The 23035-nt window shown below is 37.6% G+C and carries 20 protein-coding genes; 7 read left to right on the top strand and 13 right to left on the bottom strand.

Features of this window, described 5'->3' with window-relative positions:
* Nucleotides 1–112: 112 nt before the first annotated feature.
* Together WJR50_RS21515 and WJR50_RS21520 are read right to left on the bottom strand one after the other, a co-directional pair.
* Nucleotides 113–769, bottom strand: coding sequence for a phage lytic cycle repressor MrpR family protein (locus WJR50_RS21515; protein ID WP_341295388.1), 657 nt, complete (start codon nucleotides 767–769; stop codon nucleotides 113–115).
* The gene (locus WJR50_RS21520; RefSeq protein WP_341295389.1) at nucleotides 733–987 is read right to left on the bottom strand and encodes a phage integrase N-terminal SAM-like domain-containing protein; all 255 of its coding nucleotides are present in this window, start codon (nucleotides 985–987) and stop codon (nucleotides 733–735) included. The genes WJR50_RS21515 and WJR50_RS21520 overlap by 37 nt, the downstream gene beginning before the upstream one ends.
* A 137-nt stretch (nucleotides 988–1124) precedes the next feature.
* On the opposite strand from WJR50_RS21520, the gene WJR50_RS21525 reads away from it, so the two are divergent.
* Nucleotides 1125–1547 carry a DUF2116 family Zn-ribbon domain-containing protein gene (locus tag WJR50_RS21525; RefSeq protein ID WP_341295390.1) on the top strand — a complete coding sequence of 141 codons (423 nt, stop codon included), beginning with the start codon at nucleotides 1125–1127 and terminating at the stop codon, nucleotides 1545–1547.
* A 230-nt stretch (nucleotides 1548–1777) separates the two neighbouring features.
* On the opposite strand, the gene WJR50_RS21530 is transcribed toward WJR50_RS21525, so the two are convergent.
* From WJR50_RS21530 to WJR50_RS21560, 7 genes are all read right to left on the bottom strand, one after another.
* The gene (locus tag WJR50_RS21530) at nucleotides 1778–3367 is read right to left on the bottom strand and encodes a sulfatase-like hydrolase/transferase (RefSeq protein ID WP_341295391.1); all 1590 of its coding nucleotides are present in this window, start codon (nucleotides 3365–3367) and stop codon (nucleotides 1778–1780) included.
* Nucleotides 3357–5189 (bottom strand): arylsulfatase, encoded by a 1833-nt coding sequence (locus WJR50_RS21535; protein WP_341295392.1) that lies wholly within the window; start codon nucleotides 5187–5189, stop codon nucleotides 3357–3359. The genes WJR50_RS21530 and WJR50_RS21535 overlap by 11 nt, the downstream gene beginning before the upstream one ends.
* A 33-nt stretch (nucleotides 5190–5222) precedes the next feature.
* The gene (locus WJR50_RS21540) at nucleotides 5223–6722 is read right to left on the bottom strand and encodes a RagB/SusD family nutrient uptake outer membrane protein (protein WP_341295393.1); all 1500 of its coding nucleotides are present in this window, start codon (nucleotides 6720–6722) and stop codon (nucleotides 5223–5225) included.
* A gap of 30 nt (nucleotides 6723–6752) precedes the next feature.
* A complete protein-coding gene (locus WJR50_RS21545) occupies nucleotides 6753–10250 on the bottom strand; it encodes a SusC/RagA family TonB-linked outer membrane protein (protein WP_341295394.1) in 3498 nt (1165 codons plus the stop codon).
* A gap of 28 nt (nucleotides 10251–10278) precedes the next feature.
* Nucleotides 10279–11271: a FecR family protein gene (locus tag WJR50_RS21550; protein WP_341295395.1), complete on the bottom strand. Its 993-nt coding sequence runs from the start codon at nucleotides 11269–11271 to the stop codon at nucleotides 10279–10281.
* 191 nt (nucleotides 11272–11462) lie between these two features.
* Nucleotides 11463–12038 (bottom strand): RNA polymerase sigma factor, encoded by a 576-nt coding sequence (locus WJR50_RS21555; protein ID WP_341295396.1) that lies wholly within the window; start codon nucleotides 12036–12038, stop codon nucleotides 11463–11465.
* Nucleotides 12039–12777: 739 nt separating this feature from the next.
* On the bottom strand, nucleotides 12778–13311 hold the full coding sequence (locus tag WJR50_RS21560; protein ID WP_341295397.1) for a hypothetical protein: 534 nt from the start codon (nucleotides 13309–13311) through the stop codon (nucleotides 12778–12780).
* Nucleotides 13312–13422: 111 nt separating this feature from the next.
* On the opposite strand from WJR50_RS21560, the gene WJR50_RS21565 reads away from it, so the two are divergent.
* The gene (locus tag WJR50_RS21565) at nucleotides 13423–13548 is read left to right on the top strand and encodes a hypothetical protein (protein ID WP_341295398.1); all 126 of its coding nucleotides are present in this window, start codon (nucleotides 13423–13425) and stop codon (nucleotides 13546–13548) included.
* A gap of 241 nt (nucleotides 13549–13789) precedes the next feature.
* On the opposite strand, the gene WJR50_RS21570 is transcribed toward WJR50_RS21565, so the two are convergent.
* The 3 genes from WJR50_RS21570 to WJR50_RS21580 all read right to left on the bottom strand — a co-directional run bounded on the left by WJR50_RS21570 (nucleotide 13790) and on the right by WJR50_RS21580 (nucleotide 15884).
* Entirely contained in the window at nucleotides 13790–14002 is a 213-nt protein-coding gene (locus WJR50_RS21570; protein ID WP_341295399.1) for a hypothetical protein, read from the bottom strand.
* 121 nt (nucleotides 14003–14123) lie between these two features.
* Nucleotides 14124–14462: an IS5 family transposase gene (locus tag WJR50_RS21575; RefSeq protein ID WP_341295400.1), complete on the bottom strand. Its 339-nt coding sequence runs from the start codon at nucleotides 14460–14462 to the stop codon at nucleotides 14124–14126.
* Between the two features lie 159 nt (nucleotides 14463–14621).
* Nucleotides 14622–15884, bottom strand: a complete 1263-nt coding sequence (locus WJR50_RS21580) for a site-specific integrase (RefSeq protein ID WP_341295401.1) — start codon at nucleotides 15882–15884, stop codon at nucleotides 14622–14624.
* Between the two features lie 500 nt (nucleotides 15885–16384).
* On the opposite strand from WJR50_RS21580, the gene WJR50_RS21585 reads away from it, so the two are divergent.
* From WJR50_RS21585 to WJR50_RS21605, 5 genes are all read left to right on the top strand, one after another.
* Entirely contained in the window at nucleotides 16385–17812 is a 1428-nt protein-coding gene (locus tag WJR50_RS21585; protein ID WP_341295402.1) for a tyrosine-type recombinase/integrase, read from the top strand.
* A gap of 1 nt (nucleotide 17813) precedes the next feature.
* A complete protein-coding gene (locus WJR50_RS21590; protein WP_341295403.1) occupies nucleotides 17814–18797 on the top strand; it encodes a hypothetical protein in 984 nt (327 codons plus the stop codon).
* A 92-nt stretch (nucleotides 18798–18889) separates the two neighbouring features.
* Nucleotides 18890–19198, top strand: coding sequence for a helix-turn-helix domain-containing protein (locus tag WJR50_RS21595; RefSeq protein WP_341295404.1), 309 nt, complete (start codon nucleotides 18890–18892; stop codon nucleotides 19196–19198).
* Nucleotides 19199–19224: 26 nt separating this feature from the next.
* Complete coding sequence (locus WJR50_RS21600; RefSeq protein ID WP_341295405.1) at nucleotides 19225–19614, top strand: hypothetical protein; 390 nt, start codon at nucleotides 19225–19227, stop codon at nucleotides 19612–19614.
* A gap of 58 nt (nucleotides 19615–19672) precedes the next feature.
* On the top strand, nucleotides 19673–20647 hold the full coding sequence (locus WJR50_RS21605; protein ID WP_341295406.1) for a hypothetical protein: 975 nt from the start codon (nucleotides 19673–19675) through the stop codon (nucleotides 20645–20647).
* A 1508-nt stretch (nucleotides 20648–22155) separates the two neighbouring features.
* Here WJR50_RS21605 and WJR50_RS21610 read toward each other — a convergent pair.
* Nucleotides 22156–23031 (bottom strand): hypothetical protein, encoded by an 876-nt coding sequence (locus WJR50_RS21610; RefSeq protein WP_341295407.1) that lies wholly within the window; start codon nucleotides 23029–23031, stop codon nucleotides 22156–22158.
* Nucleotides 23032–23035 lie beyond the last annotated feature (4 nt).

Genomic DNA, 23035 nt, shown 5'->3' on the forward strand with positions numbered 1-23035 from the left:
TACAAGATAATTCAAGAATGATTATGTGCGTATCGTTAGCTCAAGAAATTAATCGAGTTTCTTGATGTGGGGAATAGCCCCTAACATCCGAATAAACACACCGGAGTTGTGTTTATTTACAATATAGGTTTTCCTCTTTTACATCACAAGATAGGGTATCAAATGGGCTCACTACCGACTGAATGTATCTTTGGCTTACGTGCGTATAGATTTCCGTAGTTTTGACGCTGTTGTGACCCAATAATACCTGGATCATCCTTAAGTCGGTTCCGGATTCTAGCAGGTGGGTCGCGTAGCTATGACGAAGCGTATGGACAGTGGCTTTTTTCTGAATTCCCACTGCTTTTTTGGCTCTTCTGAAGATCTGCTGAATGCTACTTTTACTGTAGGCCCCTCCCTTTTCACCCTCAAACAGGTAATCCTTGGGTTGATACTCCTGATAGTAAGTACGGAGTTCTTGCAGGAGATGCTTGGAAAGCGGCACCTGGCGGTCCTTTTTACCTTTACCTTGTCTTACCACTAATACCATCCGTTTGGAGTCTATATCCTTGATTTTAAGCCTTATTACTTCTGAGATTCTTAAACCAGAGGCATAAATGGTGGACAGAATTGCATGATGTTTTCTATTCCTTACCTGCTTCAGTATAGCTCCAACTTCATGCTTGGATAAGACCACCGGTAAACGGTATTCTTTTCTGGGGCGATCTATCTGATAATAAGTCCGGGGACGTTTTAGGATTTGCTCGTAATAATATCCGGTGTGGAGCACTTTATAGAATTGATGAGCTGGTTCTGATAGGAAAGTGATTTACCCTGACAGGATTCTACCAAAAACGCCCTGATCTGCTCTTCTTCCAAACTCCTTAAATCCTGGCTTGGAAAATAGCCCAGAAATAGCCTTAACATGCCTATATAGGTCTTCTTCGTACTTGGGCTATAGTTCATCTGCTCCAATCTTAATGCTACCTGAGACAGTATCTGATCCATAACCACTAAACTAAGCACTTAAAACCATTGCTGAATCATAGCTTTCGATTAGATACGACTATAAATGTTTGTAAACGTTTGTAAGCGTATAGCCTTTTAAACGTATATTTCGCTATACGTTTACAAACGACTAATAATTGGCTGTATCCAAGACTTGTGCCATCTGCCATAAACCTATCCAAGGCAGAGCGGATAAGAAATTCTGTTCTGACGCCTGTAGGGCCAATTTTCATAATCATCACAAAGTCGCTAGAAATGCTTTGATCAGAAAAGTCAATCAACAGCTGCTCACTAACCATAGAGTGCTGCTTTCTTTCATAAAAGATGATCCTCAAACTTTTCCGGTGATAGATAAGCAAATGCTGCTGCAAAAAGGCTTTGATGCTCAGTATCATACTTCCCGAAGGATCATATCAGGCAAAGCCTTCTACTTTTGTTATGATGTGGGCTATTCAGTACTCAATGCCGATCAGGTAATCCTGAGACTACTCCCCTCCTATCCAATGAATGATGGGATTGACGCACAAGTAGAAGAGCAGATAGTTGAGTATGGCTTTTGACATGTGGGATTGTAGGGTTAAAAGCCTAATGTATTTGAGTAAGAATTACGTAAAGTGCAATAATCGCTTATATGTTAACCAACCTCTACCCTATCCCTAAATGCGTTAAATTACTAATTAAGATCTCATTTCTCCTGTTGACCTAATATATTCTGGTAGAGGAATGGATTTCATAATAAATATTTTAGGAGCGGTAATGACAGTTAATTATTAATTTTTTAGACTGTATTCTACTTCACCTCAATTTCAGACTTAACGTACTTTTTTTCAAAGTCATTTAACTTACTCCTTAATTCTCTTGCTATATCTTCATAATCCGGTTCATCTATAATATTATGCTCCTCAAGGGAGTCTGCTCCTATCTTATAAAGTTGTTCAACCACAGGATGATTTTCGTGGTATCTGATATACTTATACTCAGGTGTGATGACAAATTTTGAGCGTATGGATTGATATTCTTCCGGATGTTCTACTTCTGTTGCAATTGGATAATTATCATCATAATTATTTTCACCATAAACCGCATCATGAATTGTGTGCTGTTCCTGGTGCACGATAGGCATGAAGCTGGTTCCAGGATAATTTTCAGGAATTTTAATTCCGGCTATATCCAGTATTGAAGGAGCAATGTCAACGTGAGAAATAAGTCCGTTTTCTCTTCTTAGCTCATCCTTTTTTGGTAAAGCAGGGTCAAATACTATCATAGGGGCTTTGACCGATTCTTCATAAAGTAATGCTTTTCCCATCAGTTGCCTGGAACCAGCAAAAAAACCATTGTCAGAGGTGTAAATGATAATGGTATTTTGGTCCAAACCTAATTGTTTGAGTTCAGCGCGTATTCTACCTACTGTATTATCAATACCTGAGATAAGCGCGTAATAGTTTTTAATAAATTCCTGGTATATACTGTCTACTTCAATGTGCCAATCATGCCGGTAGCCTACATGCTGACCGTAATAATCTTCGGTCCTCCCAAAATACCAGCGGGCATTGCGGCTTTTTTCTTTCACTACTTCAGGCAATTTTGCATAGTATTCAGGTACATCATTTACCATTCGGGGAATTTTCTTGCCATTATACTTTTTTCTGAATTCTTCAGCAGGACTAAAGGGAGCATGGGGAGCTTTAAAACTTATGGACAGACAAAAAGGCTTTCCGCTATCTTGTGCTTTTCTAAAAAACTCTATTGCCTGATACCCCATAAACTCTGTCAGATGTGAAGCATTCCACTGGTTTTGATAACCATTAAACTTGCCACCTTTGGGGTAATAGCTTCCCTGTCCCGGAAAACCGTTCCAAACATCAAAGTGATGGGTAGGCATATACTCCGGTTCATCCTGAAAATTCTGATTTTTAATCTTCTCCTCTTTCCCTACCGCAAAACCAAATTTTCCGATAAATCCGGTATAATACCCATGCTCACGTAAAAGTGCCGGATAAGTGCTGCTAAATTCATCCTCAGTGATGATATAATTGGTTGGGCGATCAAACCCCGACCGGTGAGTACCTAAATATTGCCCAGTCATCACTGAAGAACGGCTAGGCATACAAATAGGAGCCACATGATATGCGTTTTCAAACACTAAACCATCTGATGCCAAACTGTCTAAGTTTGGGGTAATAACATGTGGGTTACCCATAAACCCAAAAGCATCTGCCCGTTGGTCATCCGCCATCAAGAATACGATATTCGGCCTTTTCTTATTTTCTACGGTCTCGGACTGACAGGCATATAAGAAAAGGGACAATACAAATGACAAAAAGAGGGGAAAATTTCTCCCCAACAAGGCACTACGCAATCCAAAAAAACTAGTATTCATCAATTTTTTCAATGTAAACGTAATATGAAGGATACAATCTGCCCACTTCATCTCTAAGCATGGCTGTCATATCATATTTTCCAGCAGGTATATACTTTTCAAATGTGATTTCTTCTTCCTGCCCCTCAATCGGTTTACTTTCACTAATATCAGCCAGATAAAGGATAGCTTCTTCTATGTTAATCTCATTATTGCTGGCTGGCATGGGCTGATTAATTTCTAGAGAACCTTCTTTTGCAGGAACATTTTGGTTGATAGCCAGACCACTTTCGCGAGGATAACGCCTAAGACTTATTCTATATGTGCCTTTAGTAATAATCTCAAGTTTTAAGATCCCGGTACCACTTACCGCCTCCAGAGCCCCATGCTGGTGCCAGGCATTTTTGTAAGGATAGATGTGCATATCATGAGCACTTATACGAAGCGGGTTTTCAAACGAACTTCCGGCCTTTATGTACGCATAGCGTTGATTGATTTTTTGCTCTTGCAATGAGGTCCACCATGCATTATAACTTTCCCGAAGACGGGCTACCACTTCAGGATTTTCAGTAGCTACATTATTTTTTTGACCTAAGTCTTTACGAATATTATAAAGCTCTTCTCCGTTCACCAGCCGCCAGTTTTCATCCATCACTGCTGATTTTCTCCATTTCACAAGGTTGAGAGTGCGCTGAGAGTCAACAATCAATGTGCGCTGATTCCAGTCTTTTTCCTCTCCACGCAGTAATGGAGCAAAGCTTTTACCATCTATCTCCTTAGTTTCTGTCCAGGAAAGGCCAGCCAGGTCCACAAGTGTAGGTAAAAGATCTATATGGGCAAGTAATTGGTCAATTTCTTGGTTGCCCTCAATACCTCCTCCCTTCCAACGGATAGCAAAAGGCACTCTATGTCCCCCATCATACTCACTTCCTTTGGTGCCTCGGAGTCCTGCATTATAACCGTACTCCTGCCCATCTCTTGTTGAATAACCTGCTGCAGTACCATTGTCGGTCATGAAGATTAATATTGTATTATCATACAATTCCAGTTCGTTAAGCTTCTGTTCCAAACGCTTCAGGTTATCATCAACATTTGTGATCATGCCATAAAAACGTTTTTGCCTTTCCAGCAGCTGTCCTTCATCCTTATACATATTATAATACTCCTCAGGTACATGGAAAGGGCCATGTGCAGCATTAAGAGCAATATAGCTGAAAAATGGTTGACCCTGATTAGCCTCAATAAACTTCATGCTTTCATCAAAAAACACATCGGTACAGTAGCCTTCATACTTTTGTAGCTCACCATTATGCCAGTAGGTATCGTCAAAGTAGTTATTGCCCCAGTAGTCTGGCCCTTGGGTGATCCCTCCTCCCCCGTGCCTTACCACTTCCTGGAACCCCCGGTCCTCGGGTCTGAATGGATAATTATCTCCGAGGTGCCATTTTCCAAACATGCCGGTAGCATAGCCATTTTCAGCAAAAATCTGGGATAGTATTTTTTCATCTTCAAAAAGGAAACTTCTGCCGGCAATTGTATGCCAGGGACCCACCCGGTTGGTATAGCGTCCCGTCATAAGGGCTCCGCGCGTAGGTGAGCAGGTTGGTGACACATGAAAGTTACTCGCATATACCGATTTCTGAAAAAATTGGTCTATTGTAGGTGTTTTAATAGTTTCATTACCGTGAAAACCAATGTCACCATAGCCCTGATCATCTGTGATGATGATAATCACATTAGGTTTGTCAGAAGATTTGGGAGGAGTAAGCTCCCCTCCACTTGCTGTGTTCGTAATAAAAAAAAGTATTGCTAAAGCAGTGAATACTGCGCTGTGTAATTTCATAGGCTTTGAGAATTAATTAGCGTAAGGATGCTGTTAATATCCAAGGTTTTGTTCAAGATTAGGATTGTTTCTTATTTCAGGCGTAGGTATCGGGAATAAGAGGTCGCGCTCTTCTAAAACCTTATCATCTACAAAAGCATGTCCTACGTAGTCATTAAACTGTCCGTTGACATAGTCAAATGCTTTTCTGGTTCGTACCATGTCAAACCATATCTCGCCTTCAAAATACTGTTCGTGCCAACGTTCTTTCCATAATGCCTCTCTAAAGCTGGCTTGATCTAGCCCTGCAAGCGCGGGAATGCCAGCCCTTCTCCTGATTTGGTTCACTACCTCGTAGGCTTCGGGTGTAGGACCGGATAATTCATTAGAAGCTTCCGCATAATCCAGCAGCACATCTGCATAGCGAATGATTTGCCAGTTAAGTCCTGACTGAGCCGTGTTGAGGTGAGCATTCTCGTCAAAGAACTTATAGTTGTAGTAGTTTCCAAACTCTACAGTATCAGTTCTGCTTGATTCTGAGGTGTATTTTGTAAAGAAGAATACGCCTTCTTCAGCCCGCTGATCTCCGTTTTCATATGACTCAACAAATTCCGGTTGTGCATAAGTAAAACCCTGCTCTGAAGAATAGGCAGACACGCCCAGTTTAAAGGGAGGCAGGCCAATCTGTAGCGCGTCAGAAGGCTGATCCAGTTCATCAAATTGTACCATAAAAATATACTCCCCGGTGTTGTCATAGGCCTTCTGTCGGAAAGCATCATACGAATCAAATAAAGAATATTCCTGAGCGTCAATGACTTCTTTGGCCTTATCTCTGGCCAATGTATAGTATTCCGCTCCCATCTGAAGGGGATAACCCGCCATCGTTATATACACATCTGTCATTAAAGATTTTACTGCTCCTAAAGTAACCTTACCACTGTCATCATTAAAGGGCAATCCCGATTCTTCGGCCATTGTCAAGTCCTCTACTATTAATTCATAAACTTCTTCTACGGATGCGCGGCTCGGATTCAAATCAGGACTACTCAAATCAACGGGTTGCAAGATTAAAGGAACGTCTCCAAAAATTCTTGCCAGGTTAAAATAAAAGTAGGCTCGTAAAAAATGTGCTTCACCTAATAACCTACTTTTCTGAGTTTCATCCATCGTGATGCCGGGAATACGTAAAATTGCCATATTAGCATTGCCAATTCCCTGATAATGGCTATCCCAGATATTCTCAACCGAAGGATGGTCCGCACTCATATCCAGGCTCCTTACAATCTGAAAACTGGGAAATCCACCGTTTGCTGAAAAAGAAGAATTGGCTGCCCCTGTACGTAATTCTGTGATTAGCCAGGATTGTCCAGTATGCACCGGATACAGACTCTGGTAGGTAGCATAGACGATAGACTCCGCATGCGAAGCTTTGGTGAAATAATTATCAGTATTAAAATTAGAAGGGTCGTTTTCGCTGAGAAAACTTTCACAGGCTGTCCCAGTAAGCAACATTCCGCAAAGTAGCCACAGATTTGTAAACTTTGATATTTCCATGATTTTATAGCTTTAGAATTGAGTAAGAAATTAGAGGCCTATATTGAGTCCTAACTGAAAAACCCTTGGCTTAGGGTAGCTGTATAAATCTACCCCCTGAGCAAAATTCTCAGTTGAAGACGATACTTCTGGATCATAGCCAGGATAATCTGTGATTACGAAAAAGTTCTGTAGTGAAGCCTGAACTCTTACACTGCTAAGCCCCCATCTGTTTATTGTGTTGGAAGGGATACTATAGGCCAGCATCAGATTGCGACCTCTGATGAAGGATCCGTCATAAATCCTTCCTGTAGAGGTCTGGCGATCACGATAGGCAGCTGTGGGCCTGATTTCAGGTACAAAGGTATCCTGGTTATCTGGTGTCCAGGCATTCAATACTTCGGCAAACACGTTGGTAATACCTGTTCGGTCCTGAGAAGTAGCTTTAGTTCCGTAGGACACATCATTTCCGTACATGAACTGTATATCCAACATTAATTCAAAGTTTTTGTAATTTAAAGTATTGATAAAGGCCCCGTATCCATCGGGCAGACCGTTACCAATAATGACCCGATCCTGCTCGTTGATTGCTCCATCATTGTTGATGTCCTGATATCTGATATCACCAGGAAGGCGATTATAAGAGGCTGCTTCATCAGTTTGGTCAGTGTTCCAAGTACCTAGCTGAACAAAGCCATAAAAAGAGTTGATAGGCTCTCCTTCTCGGATAATTCGGTTGCCCGTCACTGGGTTACCTCCCTGGATTATGTCCTGACCTCCGGTAAGGTTCAACACTTTATTTCGGTTCATTGAAATATTAAAGATCGTGCTCCAGCTAAAATCGTCTTTTACAATATTGGATGTTCTTAAAGCAAACTCAACCCCACGATTCTCCATACTTCCAATATTACGGATGACAGTATTATAGGCGCTCGTTGCTGGTACAGGAGCATTCAGCAACATATCATCAGCCCGTTTGTAGTAGATATCCCCTTCAATTGATATCCTTCCATTCAACAAACCCACTTCAATACCAAAATCAAACTGACTATTCTTTTCCCATTTGAGATCAGGATTGGCCATTCTATCCAAACCAATGCCCGATACGCGTTCGCCGTTGATGATATAGGAGTAGTTACCCAAACCAGCCACCGTACGATAATTGGGTATTTCCGAGTTTCCAGTTATCCCATAACTTGAGCGCAACTTCAGATTAGAAATGAATGAAACGTTTTGCATAAAATTTTCCTCTGATATTCTCCAACCTATGGCACCAGAGGGGAAAAAAGCATATTGATTATCTTCCGAGAAGCGAGAAGAACCGTCCATCCGACCAGTAAGGGTAAAGAGATACTTACTATCTATGGTATAGTTTAATCTGGCAAAATAGGAGTTGAGGCTGTATGCGCTCGCATTGGAAGCTGGAGGTCTGGGATTTGAAGCGATCCCTAAATTGTTAAACTCAAAGTAGTCATCTATAAAATTCTCGGCGGATGCAGAAGTGGAGAAGGTATTAACTCGTTGCCAGGATGTACCTAACAAACCTGTTAGAGAATGTTTATCTGCTAAATGAGTGTTATATGTCAGATAATTTTCAAACTGCCAGGAAGTATGTCGTTCATCTGATGTTGAGGCAGTGCCATTTTCTGAAATAAATTGAAGGTCATGGCCAGCATAGTAGTTTACCTCCTGGTCAATAAGACTAACCCCTACCGTAGACCTAAGCTCCAGCCCTTCTGCCAGCTTAATATTAGTATATGCGTTTCCAACGGTATTGACACCATTCAGTAGCCGCTTGGTTTCATTGACCAATCGTACCGGCTGGGCTCCTCCTTCCATACCCGGGTAATCCAATGTTCTTCCAAAACTTCCATCAGGATATCTTACCGGAGTGATCGGAAGGGCTTGTAATACCGATCGGGTAGGACTAATTCCTCCTGAACCTACTGCTCTGGGCTGACTTTCATTCTGCACACTAATATTAACGGATGCCCCGGTTGTCAACCACTCTTTGATCTCAGTGTCAACCATCAAGCGTCCTGAAAAACGTTTCAAAGAAGATGTCAGCAGTATACCCTCCTGATTACGATAGCCAAGGCTCACCGCGAATGTATTGGTCTCATCTCCACCCGAATAGGATAAGTTGTGGCTATTACTAATGGCTGTTCGGAATCCTTCTTCCTGCCAGTCTGTATCATATAAAGGGTTGCCGGCGGCATCAAAAAGTCGTGGGTCTGTTCTTTTGGTAGCAGGGTCTACTGCGCTGGCTACTAATCCGTACTTTTCAGCATTCAGGTAGGCAATATCTTCAACCATTAAAAATTCTTCGGCGTTTAATAAATCTAGTTTGGAGCGCAATTTACCAACGCTGAATGTACCATCATACGTAAGCCTGCTCGTACCCCGATTAGCTGATCTGGTAGTTACCAAGACTACCCCATTGGCAGCACGTGCTCCATAAATAGCAGTAGCCGAAGCATCTTTAAGCACTTCAACAGATTCAATATTCCCGGGATCTAAAAAATCAATGGGGGAAGTGCCATTGGATAGATTAGTAACCGGTAAGATAACACCATCAATTACATAGAGAGGATCGTTTGAACCGGTGATTGAGGAATTTCCACGGATTCTGATCGTAGGTCTGCCTCCCGGACGACCGGAATTTTGCGTAACATTGACCCCAGATACTCTTCCTGCCAGTCCTTGCTGGAGGTTGGTCGGAGAAAGTTTCTGAAATACTTCTTTATCAACAGATCCTACAGATCCTGTCATATCAGATTTCTGTTGTGTACCGTATCCAACGACTACTATCTCGTCTAATGATTGCACATCCGGCATCAAAGATACGTTGATAGTTGCTCGCTCATTGATCTCTACCTCTTCAGATAAATATCCGATAGATGAAAAGACCAGCGTAGTCACATCATCACCTACTGAAAGCCTATAGTTTCCATTAATATCAGTGACGGTTCCCGAAGTAGTACCTTTAGCAAGAACATTAACTCCGGGGAGCGGCTCTCCGCTCTCTCCATCTTCAACTTTGCCACTTATGGTTTGTTCCACAACTTTTATTGATTCCAGCATGGATAATTGCTTTCTACCTATTCTTTCCAAAACCTCGGAATTTTCTGGTTCCTTGGTCTTCATTTTTGGAAGAATATGTTCTTCATTTTTTTGCCTGATGACATAAGATGCATCATCTAATTTTTTAAAAACCAATTCCAGTGGAGTTAAAAGAGAGGTGAGTTTAGTTTCCAGATCAGCTTTTTCCAACTGTGAATTTGCCGTTTTACCTTCAAGAAGTGTGGGATCAAAGTAAAAACGAACTTCATATTCATGCTCCAGTTCTTTAAGCACAAGTTTGAGGTCTTGTTTCTTGCCTTGTTCAGGAGCAAATGCGAATACTTTTATGTTAGATAGCTCATCGGAATCTCCTGCTGCGTCCTGAGCCTGTACAAATCCTCCTTCAAAAATCAATAGACAAAGAAGTATCATCATGCCAGGAAGATATAGCTTTCCCCTGGCACCTTGTGTAATAAGGTGAATCATAGTTTTAGGTTGTTAGATTATTGGATATTTATTTTTTAAATGTCAATGTATCATCTTGTTGAGTAATTTGGATTTGATGCGTTTCAGACAATGCTTCTAACAACAGGTTAATTTTTTGGGCACTGATCGTACCACTAAACAGCAAGGCTTCTATGCTTTCTTCTTCAAATATGACCTGATAACCATAATTGTCTTCCAGCAAAATTGCTATTTCTGACAATGGTGTAGCCTCAAAAATTAACTCATTATTTCTCCATGAGGTAAGCAGTTCAGGATTAACTATCTTCTTCTCAATCTGCCTGGAATTTGTATCATAGCTGACCTGCTCACCCGGCTCCATCAATACTTTCTCCTCTTGTACATGTAGCGCTACTTTCCCTGAACTCAATATCACTTCAGTACTACCCCTTCTTTCAGAAACATTGAACCGGGTTCCCAATACTTCTACAGCTGCTTGCGAGGTATGTACAATAAACTTTTGCCCATTACGGTGAGAAACATCAAAGAAACCCTCCCCTTCTATCCATACTGCTCTATTTTTCCCAGCCTCCTGCCAATCGGAAATATAGGAGAGACTGGAATTGGCATTCAGTGTAACTGAAGTACTATCCGGAAGTATGATACTGCGTGTTTCTCCAAAACCTGTAGAAACATACACTTTCTCCTCTTGTTGTCGTAATGTCCAATATCCCAACGCAGCAAGGATGATCAGTGCAATGCTTGCCGCTGCGTAGTACCACTTGAATGTAACTTGCTTTCTTTCCGTGCTTTCAGCTTGTGACACCGAGTGTTGGATCTTTCCCCAAATTTCTGCTTGATCCTGATGATCGGCGAGATCTTTCTCGCTGGAAAGCATACTTAGTATTTCAGCTGCTTTCTCTATCTCTTCCTGCTTCTCTGGATGTGTAATCATCCACTCCTCCCAAAAGTGACTTGCAGCAGGATCTTTTTTCTGAATCCAGCTTTGGAATGATTCATCCATCACAAAATCCTTGGCTTCGTAATGCTGATAATTGTTCATGCTTTTAAGCGCTATAAAAGGTGATCCTTTCTCTTTTATGATCAATACTGGAGAAGCACTCTTTTCTCACCATTATTTTTCAACTATTTTATCACTTTTTCAATCATTACAAGAAAATGAATTGATAGTTGAAAAATATCTAACAAAAGGAGAAATACATTAATACTAAGCTATGGGAATAAGGAAATGAATTAGCTCATTAGGGAAAAGAGTAGCATAAGATTTACATAAGGGGTGTTCTTTCTCAACACTTCAATAGCCTTTGAGATCAGATTATAGACTGAGTTTACTGTCAATGACATCGCAGACGAGACTTCATCGTAAGAAAGGTTTTCAAAAAATTTAAGATAAATAGCTTCCCGCTGCCTTTTTGTTAAAGTACTGATCGCTTTCCTGAGTTGCTGATGTTGTACATCTGAGATGTTTTCTTGAATCAGCAAAAATTCACTGGCTTGTTCTGAAAAATTAGTATCCCCAGCATCCAAAGCCTTGTAGCAGATATCGGTCTTAAAGTGATCCAGCAGAATATTCCTCAATGACTTGATAAGATAGTGGCGCACCGATACCGGTGTACTTAGTTTTTCTTTATGATCCCAGAGTTTAACGAACAGCTGATGTACTGCATCTTTGGCCTGTGGTGAGTTTCCGCAAAACCTGAAGCCATAGTTGTAAAGGGAAGAAAAATGAGTGTTGTAGATCTGCTCAAACGCTTTTCTGTCCCCTTCTTTGAAGCGGTCCCAAATTTCATGCTCTGCGTTTGGCAACATATTCATTTTAAAATTTAACAAAAATATGTCTTAATACAGCATGCAGTTTACAATCTGTTTGGTTAAATAGCAATATGAATATACAAACATGGAATAGATCAGAAAATTATAATCAGCTCTAATTGCAATTTTTCAAATCTAATTGTCCAAAGGCAGTAATCGCTTAAATGTTAAGAAGGAAGTTGGTTATTGTGGGATGACGTATAAAAATTATAACTAGCGGTTTAATGAATGCCCCTCCCCTAGCTATGAAATTTTTAAAAAATAAAGATACAGGATTTAAAGAAAATGTAACATCTTTATCACTTAACTATCTGACCTTCCCTTTTTTAAGAGTACGCCTTGATACGAGAATGAGGTAGATTGACTAATAATACTCCTCCTGCTTCCCCTGCCTCAGCGCTCTTTTCACTTTAAAAGTATTAATCCTATCAATAGTTACAAGTGAGAGAATTGGGATAAAAAATACTATCCATATTAGATTTATGGTATTGATAAGCTCCATTCAAAGGTTAGTATTGGAGTTAGCAGTGTATGTGCAAATTAAAAAAATATAATAATAAACTGGAATAGTTATTCATTACTCTTTTTTTCCAAAAGTTTGAGTATTAATGGCTAACGCTTTCTCCTTGCCTTAATCCACTCATCTTAAGCCAGTAAGTTTTTAATTAGTACTTGTTACAAAAAGGAAAAGTATTATGAGGTAGTCTTAAAACTTTAAGCAGTTATGAGAAATTTACTACACTACTAATCTCTTATAGTCTCCTTTAGAAATAAATCTTCTTGGGGAATTTTTATATCTGACTACTATTATCTCAATTCTTCTTTCACCTAATAATTCTATCAAACTATCTATCGTTTTAACCTTAAGCTTTCCACTTTCTAAGATTTCGGTAAGCAGCACATGACTGGATAAGAAGTTATTAAATTTAACATGATCCAAAATCCTTTGAGCATCATTATCTGAGAATTCATACAGGTATTTTACTATTCTAGGGTTTATTGTATTTGCCTCATTTGGCAGATTATGAAGCACTTTTTGAATGAATTTTGCTATATGGCTTGACTCTTCTTTACCAGGCTCTCGTATTCCAAACTTTTCGGACTGCTTGATAAAGAAATTCCTAATATAAAGGTCTCTCTCAGATTTATTTATTATCAGTAAGTGATGGCCTATCAATTTAGCTGCGTTATCAATATTTATACAGTCTTCTGGAAATAGACCTTCTACAAAAATATGAAACTGCTCTACTAACTTAAATACTCTAATCATTCCTGATAGACTTCGTGATTTTTTCTAAAAAAATAACCCTCATCAAATAAGATATAAATATACTTCGGAAAATTGTTAAGCATATAAGTTTATCACACTACACAAATATCAATGATTCAGTCAGATTTTGACGTAAGAGCCTTTGGTGCCATGATTAGAGAAATGCGTAATGATGTAGGTTTTTCGCAAGGTGATAATGCCAATGAAATAAGACTTAGTAGTGGAAAATATCGCTAAAGTGATAGATCATTCCACAATGAAGCATTCCTGATCATACTCCACGAAATATGCCTCAAAACTATTGCATAAAAATTTCTGCTTTCCGGTATGAGCTTACACCTCCCTACATGATTAGTCATTGGTATTCGGCAGTGTTGACATTCAATTATAGAGTTAGTATGACGCTACTCGCTATATGCCAGAAAGCCAAGTAGTTACATGCGGTTTTTTCGTAACGAGTTGCTAATCTTCTGTATTGCTAGGCTTTGTTATAGAAACGTTCAACTTTGTTACGGTCAGCATATAAATTTTCGTCATATTTCCGCTGTTTCACTCGGTTAGCCTTCGGGGGAATCACCGCCTCTGCTCCCATTTGAACGATCAAGGACAGAAACTCGTCGCTGTCATAGGCTTTATCAGCAATCACTGCCTCGGTAGCTTCTCCACTAATTAAAGCCGGAGCGGTACGCACATCATGAGCTTATCCCGGTGTCAAAATAAGCCGCCGAGGATTCCCTAACGCGTCTACACTAGCGTATACTTTAGTACTTTTACCTCCTTTGCTCTTCCCTATAGCTTCGTCTCCCTGTCGGCTACTTTTTTTGGCCGGCTGAATGGTGATGGAAACGCACCACAGTACTATCAGTCATAATCCAATCTAAATCAGGCTCTTGTAATTCTTCAAACACCTGCTTCCACACTCCTTTCTTAGCCCATCGGTTAAAACGCACATATACGCTGTTCCATTCAACGTACCGCTCAGGCAAATCTCGCCATGGTGCCCCACTACGTGCAATCCAAAGAACTGCATGAACAAAGAGGTGAATATCAGCCATTCTGCCAGGATCAGTTTCTTTACCCGGTAAAAGGGGAGCAATCTTTAGCCATTGATCTTCGAGTAACTCATATCTCCGCATACACTTTCTAGTCAAAGTTCTTAACTTTAACACTATATGTCAACACGGCCTAGAAGCGATTTCTGTGTTGAACAAAAATAATCTAAATTAATAAAATCTAAGAGTTTAAAGGCAGGATATTTATCCTGCTGCACTCCTAGCATAGTATTTTAGAATATTTTGTAGTATAACCATTTAAGCTGATCCTTGTATTTCATAAGAGTCATCATCGTTATCAATATTTAATTTTGCCTCTAATTTACCCATATCCTCACTGAGTTTCTGTTCTACTACTTTTGCGTATACCTGAGTCGTACGTAGACTAGTATGCCCTAACATTTTACTCACAGACTCTATAGGAACACCATTGGCTAAAGTCACAGTGGTGGCAAAAGTATGGCGAGCCAAATGAAAAGTGAGGTTCTTTTTAACCTGACACAAAACTGCAATCTCTTTAAGGTAAGCATTTGTCTTTTGGTTTGTATAAACTGGTAGAACTTTTCCAGTTACCCTCGTCATTGGATGATCCTGATACTTTTCCACAATGCCTTTTGCAATAGGTAATAAAGGCACTTTATATTGTTCGCCGGACTTCTTCCGTTTTCCGTGTATCCATAACTTCCTATCCAATCCTATCACAATACTTTGTGATGTTAAATGATATGCATCTGCATATGATAAACCAGTGTAACAACAAAAGATAAATATATCACGCGTCTGCTCTAGTCGTTCAATATTGAAATGCTTATTTGCAATCCTAAGTAGCTCTGCTTGTGATAAAAACCCTCTTTCTTTCTTTTCAAATTTGAGTTTAAACTTTATAAAAGGATCTTTATCTAACCATTCTTCTTTGACTGCAAGATTGACCATTTTTTTTAACCTTTCAATATGTTTCATTGCCCCGTTTTGAGTACAGGGTTTTTGATGACCATCCGGAATCCGATTTTTAATGTACTTTTCAAAATCCTTAATGAATTTGTAATTTAACTCATCAAGATACAGGTCTGAGGTATTTAATTTTTTCATAAGAAATTCATAAACATATCGTTGAGTGGTGTAATAGTTTTTCCGAGTGCCCCAAGCTAGCTCATCCTTCATTTCTTCATTATGATATTCAATTAATTCTTTCAGTGTTTTACCTCTTTCATCGCGCCCGATATAACGATTTTTAATAGCCTCAGCAGTAAGTAGCTTCCTTTCTTTTTCAATTTGATGATGGCAATCGAACAATTGGTTTCTTACTTGTTCTAAATAGATATTCAAGCTTTTAATGTCTTGTTTATTTCCTTTGGCTAGCCCCCTTCTTTCATCCCAGCGATCCAATAATACTTTTCTTTTGATTGACAAATCTACACGGTTACCATTCACTGTGATACGTACATAAATGGGAACCTCTCCCTTAGAAACACGGTGTTTCTTTACGAAAAATAAGATACTGAAGGTGTTTTGAGAACGCATAGTTAATATAGTTTAAAGTAAATTGAATTGAATTATGATTTCCTTATAAAAATAGACACATTTCATTAGCTAAAAAGCATCAAAAAAAAGCAAAAGATATTAGGTTAAAACATTGAATATCAACATTATATATATGTTTTTGTGTCCAAAATGTAGTTAGAAAAAATGGACCATGAAATGGACACATTTTCTTTGCTTTTATTTAGATATATTAGGAGGGTAAAAAACAAAAAACCCCTCAAATCCTGCGATTTAAGGGGTTCTGATGAAATTTGAATGTAAAACTGTCGGGATGACTGGATTCGAACCTGTAAATAAAACTTATAAAAATTTTTTTTTCTGATAACTAAAATCCTTTTAAATCCTCCTAAAAAGCTTATTCAGGAGGATTTTTGATAAAATAAGTATATTATAATTTTTATCCTGACAAGAAAATGTTTCTACATTGTTTCTACTTTTCTTTTCTTTGTAGAAACAGTAAGCATTTTTTACATCAATAAATGGCAACAGTAAAGTTTACACTATTAAGACCATATAAGAGGTCTACCGTAAAGGAACCGGAAAAAGCGAAAGCAGAGAATAAGAAGATTAAGGAGAAGATAAAGGAAAGGAAGAAACAGGGAAAATCTATTGATAGTCTCCTCAACCCTTTTGAAACCCGAATTTATGTGCACCTTATTCTAGACCGTTCGCACATGGTAAAGCATAAGACAGATGAAAAAATTCTGCCTAAAAAATGGGACTTTGGGAAAAGCAGAGCAAAAAACTTCCCTGGCAGTATAGAACTAAATCAAAACCTAGATTTACTCCAACACAATATTCTAAATGCCTACCGCCAAAGGAAACTTGATAATAAAGATGTCACCTGGGAAGAAATACAAGAATTATTCCTCCAGATAGTAAAAGAAGGAAAGCCCAAGACCCGCAAAAAAGACTTTTTCTCCTACTATCATGACTTTATAGAAGCAAAGTCAATGACTAACAAGAAAGGTACCTTAAGAGAATATAAGAATGTGTTAAGGGCATTGAATGAATTTAATGAGATGCATAACTATAAGCTCACTTTTGAAAAGGTAGACATGAGCTTTTATCAAAAGTTTCTAAAGTATTTAACTGAAGAAAGGCAAAATATGCAATCCGGTGAGATAGGCTTAAGGAATGATACAATTGGCAAGTACATAGCCACCATCAAAATGTTTATGCAGTGGGCTTATGAAATGAACTACCATAAGAATACCATTTACCAGAATAAAAGCTTTAACCCCTACCCTTTTAAGAAGGATAGAAATGAACGGCAACAAAACGGTAAAAAGGAAATAGTTACCATCACTAAAATAGAGATAAATCAGCTAGAAAAGACAGACTTCTCAAACAGTAAGCGAATGGAAAGGGTAAGAGACCTTTTTCTATTTGGATGCTTCACCGGCCAACGCTGGTCAGATATTGAAAACTACAGGCCTGAGGATATTAAAAATAATGCCTGGGAATTTGAAGCTCATAAGACCGGCAAATTTACTAGAGTTCCTTTTGTTGGGTATTGCGCTCCGGCTTTAAACGTCTTAAAAAAGTATGAGTTTGAACTACCTAAAATTACCAACCAAGAATTTAATAGGGTTATCAAACAAGTCTTTGCTAAAGCAGGCCTTGACCGTGAGGTAATTGTTAAAAGATATATCGGTAAAAAAGAAATTAAGCTTACTAAACCCTTATATGGTTTTGCATCATCACATATGGCAAGAAGAACGGCAGTGACCATGTTATTAGAATCAGGCATGAGCATGCTAATGGTTATGAAACTTACCAATCATTCTGATACCCGAACCCTGCTTAAGTATGAAAATGCCGGACATGACGCATTGGAAAAAGCTTTAAGTAATTATGAAAAACCTGATAGGAATACAAAGAATTTAATAACTAAAGTTAGTTGAAATGGGAAAAGAGCAGTTTGTAGAATGGTATAGTAAACTCACAGCGGAAGATTGCATTGAAAAGTTAACATTAATTCAAAATAAACTAAAAGAAATACAATTTCATCTCCCGGTTAGTTTAGAGGCAAAAACTATATACTTGCGCTATTTAAAGGAATTATTCAAACATGAAAATGAAAAAATAAGCACCCCTAAAAAGAAGGGATTTAGAGAATTAATGCTTGAAAAAATTAAAGAGTCTAACAAATCTGAAGAAGAAAAAAATGAGTTACTTAAATTTCATGCTCCAGAAGAAACAAATATAAATGACTTACAAGACATTTTTTTTAAAATGCTGAGTGAAGAGGCTAATGGGATGAGTGATGAAGAAAAAAACACTACTCATCAACTAACATTTGATATTATAATTCTTCTTAAATCGTATGATTTTTATCTTGAAGCCTGGATTAAAAAGGGGGGCATCAGGTTAAATAACAGAGCACGTAGCAAATTAATTAACGATTTAGCTCATTCAATAGATGCTTCAAAAACTTGGTCACGTTTGACAGGTGATAAGAACGACTATAGAGACTTAGATGATATCTTAAGTCATCTCACCACAGCGAAGCCTAAAGAAAAATATGAAGACAATAGATCAATAGTAGAAAAATACACTGACCTGTGGAAACCCGGAGCAATGATCAAAATCCATAACATACTTGGGAAGAAATTAAATGTAGATGATAAGCCTCTTTCAGAACCAAGTAGAAGGTCATTTCATGGATTTACTGGAAGCAGGTCCGAATTGGTTACTGCATACCTTATCATTAAAGAAAAAGGATACTTTTTAGAGAATAATAATACCATTATAGGAGAATGTTTTTTTGAATACTACGGTAAAAAAAAATTTAATCAAACCAGTGAGTACAGCAAAAAAGCATCATTTAAATTAGTTGATGAGTATGAAAGGTTAATACCACCTTATCAATCTAGCATAGATTTATAATTTTTTTATCCCAAATATCTAAGTTTGGGATATTTGGGACGCCCCTCTTTTTTTCATCAATCATCTTTGTTTTAACATTAACATAAATGATTATGAAAAATTTATTTCACGTTAACCTTAACTTATCTGAGGAGTTTGATGAACTCAAAGCTCAGATACCCGCAATTATTAAGTCCAGTATTCAGGAGGCATTAGAAGATCATCTGCAAGCTTCTAAGGAAAGGCCACTCACTACCACTGAAGTTGCCCAGGAGCTTAAAGTTTCAAGAATTACCATTAACAATTGGGTGAAGGCCGGTCACATCCCTTCTAAAGTAATTGGTGGCCGGAGATACTTCATTTTGTCTGAAGTCATGAAACATGCACCTAATCCTAAAAGAAAGAAATCAGTAACCTCTTAATTATCTTAATGATGTACATAAAAAGCATGCAAGAGGTCATTGAAAGTCACTTTTGCCAAAGGTATCGTTGTGTTGAAAACAATTATTCTAAAGCTATTAGTATAGACGATGGTTTTTTTTGCAAGGAAATCAATATGGTTTATGAAAAAAATATAACCTATTTATATAACCAGGACAATAAATTAATTTCTACATTTAGGCTATTTGTAAATGAAGATTTTTATGAATTATGGATTGGTGAAACAAACCATTATGGTCAACCTTTAATCATTGGTTTAGTTCTGAATGATAAACAAAAACAGCTTATGTTAAATGGCATTGAAGGAGACTTATACTTAGGATTTTCAATGTCAGACCTTATAGATTACCTCTTATATTTCCACAAGGTATTGCAGTTATTTAATAAGTCTGTATAAAAAGAAAGCACTACACACCTACACCTATCTTTCAGCACGCTTTCTTAATTATTTGAACATGATCGATTTCTTAAAAATGAGGCTTGATCCTAGCCTTGAGGAACAACTATTGTCTAATCCTCTGCTTGATTTTAAAAGACCTATCTCAGAATTAACAGGCGAAATATTTTATCCTCAAGTTGCTAGATATGAGAACTTGATATTTGAGTTTAAAAGCAAAGATTTTATTCTTTTATCCGGCAGTATTCATAAATATTGGCAAGACAATAGAAATTACAAGGACTTTTATTATACAGATTTATGCAATGCCGTTGATGATATTTGCAATAAGTTTGATATTGATCCTAAGCAAGCAAGAATTAATAATATAGAGTATGGTGTTAATCTGCAAAACTTACCTATCAGAACGTATAAAATTCTTGATAACCTATTGCGCTACTCAACAAACTCATTCAACCCGATGAGGAATAATAAACATATCCCTTTATCGGGTAAGGACTGCGCTATGAATCAATTCACCATCAAAGTCTATGATAAGGCAAAACAGTATCACTTAGAGCATCAGATATGCCGGATTGAAGTCAAAGTAAAGAAAATGGAACATTTGTTCAAGAAAAAAATCTTCATTCATACACTTGATGACTTAGTAGATAAAAGTTATTTAAATATGCTGGGTGAAGATCTCGAGAATACTTGGAACAAAATTCTCATGTTTGATACTAACCTAAAAAAATTGAAAGTGACTAAAGTTGAAAGTGCAAAATTAAAAGATTATGGCAATCTAGCATATTGGGAAAGACTACATAGAATCTCTCCGAAAAGCCATAATTACCACCGTGATAGAATGCGTTATTTAATTAATTTATTACCTAATCCTATTCAAGGCCAAATTGGCAAAATGATTAATACTAAATGGTTAGAACTATCTAACTTTGAGCATCAAGAATTAGCCAAAATGACCAACTTTAAAAAACATGAATTTAGCCAAAATGACCGTTCAAGTAGTAGGTCATTTTGGACGAAAAGAATGTAGGGGCAAAATGATAGTTTGGGACAAAGTGACCTACTTATTACCCCAATGAAAATCATTAGTAACTATCCCAACTTTCACAAAATTATCTAGCAATACAATACATGGCTTATAAACACATTAGGCTTATGACTTGTCCTTTTTCTTTTTGTCTGGCTTCAAGGAGGTCCAGTATTGATCGGGCCTCTTAAAAATCCAGTAGATGATATGCAGTCCAATAAATATAGCTATCCAATTCATAGGCTAAATGTCTTTGTTTTTGCCTATTCTGCCATAAAAAATCACTACGCCCATAAAGGCAAGTAGTGCAAGGCCATCAAGAATTGCTAAAATGTGAATGATATCCATAATTAATACTTTTCTTTTGAATCTTTTCTCATGTGATACAGTACGAATAAACCAAAAAGCACAGGAGCGAAAAGACTTGACATTACTAAAATATCTAATATGTCCATATTATAAACCTTCTCTTTTCTGTCGTTTAAATTCAGCTCTAAAGAAGAAAAAGAACACTACTGAGATAACAAGCGTAAATCCTCCCGCCCAGAGCGCTAAAAAGGTAGGTGCATCCATATCTAAAACTCATTTATCAACCTTAACCTAAGATAATAAAATAACAGTAGCCTGCAAGGCAGAGCTAAAGAACATACCTTCGGTATCCTAAACCTGATAGCAAAGAAGTCAATTCCCATAGCATACATCATTTAAAGTTAATATAGCTTTAATAGTTCGGCAATGGCATATCAAAGTTCTCATTCTTGAGTATACTCACATTGGGCAAATATTGTTATTATAAGAAAAATTATCAGTACCTATCCATTACAAAATCAGGCTTCTAAATACTTTCAAGCTAGGTTTTAGGCTTACTTACAGTACCCATTCCAAATTTTTTATAACTTTTAGTATAATTCCATTTATTAAAAACAGACCGTCCCGGTTTAGCGAAGTGGTTTCGGAAGGCTTAGGTAAAGGGGCCTGTATTATTACTAAGTCCATATAGGTAAATACATTCCATAAGAAATTGTGGTTCAGCTTTTTAACCGTAAAAGTGTATTAGATAAGTCCTGTATAAGGTATACCCCCCAAGTTTTTTAACATATCAAAAAGAGTATAATTTACTTGATGTATCAATTAAAATTGATAAATATTTATATATGCTATTTCAACATAACTCCCTCACCTTATTCGTAACAATATCATAAGATTCCATCTATATATTTTCTTAGATGTGAACCAGCTGGGGTCACAACTGTGTGCTGATTTTCAGGGAGTTATAATTTATAGCTTATCAGTGATAAAGAAGGCATATAAACCATCGTCTGGTATTGAGCCTCCACATACTTCTTTCACTCTTATTCTTCTTTATTTTTTCCAGTTAGTAATCTTTTGATGCTTTTATTATAAGTGTTTCTCTTGACCAGTATATTAGTTATATGCATTCTTTTGTAGAAAGAAGAGGAAAAGTTAATTCGCTTTTCAGCTACCTGTCATATCAGAGAATTTAATTAAAGCTACTGTTGATACCCCCAACGATCCTGAGTGGGATAATACTTTAAGTTTGTAGTAGCCTGTTCTTCTATTTTCTTTTTGGTTATCAATATCTCTAGCTTTTCACTTTCTTTCAGTGCTTTATCTCCATAGGTCTTATGCCATTTTAGACGTTGTCCTATAATTTCATTAAAGAGCAAAAAAGTATAGTGGAGATATGTTCTCAATTCATCAAATTTCAAAACATTCAAATCATCTCCTGGATTCGTACCATAATTCATAAAGTGAATTGTACTTCCGATAAAGTAATATAATGAGTGGGCTATAGCATTTCTAAGCTGTGGTTTATATGAATTTCTGAGAAGATCATAGAATAAAGGAGAAATGCTCTGTAGCCTATTTCTAATTTTTACCCTTACTGTTTTCTGCCTACTCTTTTCCTCATCAAAATTAAGGTGCCAATCGTAAGGTTCTCCACATGCCAAATTAGTAAGTTGATAAAAGTGCCGGATAATATAATCTGACTCCCAAAATTTGAGATAAGCATACAACCCTAATTGAATAGCGATGGATTCCTGTTCTTCCCACTCTCTTATCTGCTTAGTATCTCCAGATTTGGTATTACTTTTTATTATATCATTATCAACTATATAACTATCTTCATAGCTTTTTAAATAGTCATAAATTGCTTTGTAAGCCCAACCTATACCTTGAGGACCAATTACATATGGAGAAAGCCTTAATGAGTTACCTTCCAAGCTCTTATCATATGCTGCGTTTTCAATTGCAAGTAGCAAATCTTGTTCATGCTGCTGGTTTTCATAAGCCTTTTGAAAGAGCTGTGCTACTGCTGCTTCAACCTCAGGATGTAGACGATTTAGTTCTTCAACGATAAGCATGTCA

It is taken from the genome of Catalinimonas locisalis (genome assembly GCF_038039535.1).
Classification (GTDB): Bacteria; Bacteroidota; Bacteroidia; order Cytophagales; family Cyclobacteriaceae; genus Catalinimonas.

Excerpts from the sequence above, each read along its gene's own strand:
- WJR50_RS21530 (WP_341295391.1), bottom strand. The coding sequence starts at position 3,367 with ATGAATACTAGTTTTTTTGGATTGCGTAGTGCCTTGTTGGGGAGAAAT.
- WJR50_RS21520 (WP_341295389.1), bottom strand. The coding sequence starts at position 987 with ATGGATCAGATACTGTCTCAGGTAGCATTAAGATTGGAGCAGATGAAC.
- WJR50_RS21580 (WP_341295401.1), bottom strand. The coding sequence starts at position 15,884 with ATGCGTTCTCAAAACACCTTCAGTATCTTATTTTTCGTAAAGAAACAC.
- WJR50_RS21545 (WP_341295394.1), bottom strand. The coding sequence starts at position 10,250 with ATGATTCACCTTATTACACAAGGTGCCAGGGGAAAGCTATATCTTCCT.
- WJR50_RS21605 (WP_341295406.1), top strand. The coding sequence starts at position 19,673 with ATGATCGATTTCTTAAAAATGAGGCTTGATCCTAGCCTTGAGGAACAA.
- WJR50_RS21610 (WP_341295407.1), bottom strand. The coding sequence starts at position 23,031 with ATGCTTATCGTTGAAGAACTAAATCGTCTACATCCTGAGGTTGAAGCA.
- WJR50_RS21585 (WP_341295402.1), top strand. The coding sequence starts at position 16,385 with ATGGCAACAGTAAAGTTTACACTATTAAGACCATATAAGAGGTCTACC.
- WJR50_RS21540 (WP_341295393.1), bottom strand. The coding sequence starts at position 6,722 with ATGGAAATATCAAAGTTTACAAATCTGTGGCTACTTTGCGGAATGTTG.
- WJR50_RS21565 (WP_341295398.1), top strand. The coding sequence starts at position 13,423 with ATGATTCAGTCAGATTTTGACGTAAGAGCCTTTGGTGCCATGATTAGA.
- WJR50_RS21555 (WP_341295396.1), bottom strand. The coding sequence starts at position 12,038 with ATGTTGCCAAACGCAGAGCATGAAATTTGGGACCGCTTCAAAGAAGGG.
- WJR50_RS21600 (WP_341295405.1), top strand. The coding sequence starts at position 19,225 with ATGCAAGAGGTCATTGAAAGTCACTTTTGCCAAAGGTATCGTTGTGTT.
- WJR50_RS21535 (WP_341295392.1), bottom strand. The coding sequence starts at position 5,189 with ATGAAATTACACAGCGCAGTATTCACTGCTTTAGCAATACTTTTTTTT.
- WJR50_RS21560 (WP_341295397.1), bottom strand. The coding sequence starts at position 13,311 with ATGATTAGAGTATTTAAGTTAGTAGAGCAGTTTCATATTTTTGTAGAA.
- WJR50_RS21595 (WP_341295404.1), top strand. The coding sequence starts at position 18,890 with ATGAAAAATTTATTTCACGTTAACCTTAACTTATCTGAGGAGTTTGAT.
- WJR50_RS21550 (WP_341295395.1), bottom strand. The coding sequence starts at position 11,271 with ATGAACAATTATCAGCATTACGAAGCCAAGGATTTTGTGATGGATGAA.
- WJR50_RS21590 (WP_341295403.1), top strand. The coding sequence starts at position 17,814 with ATGGGAAAAGAGCAGTTTGTAGAATGGTATAGTAAACTCACAGCGGAA.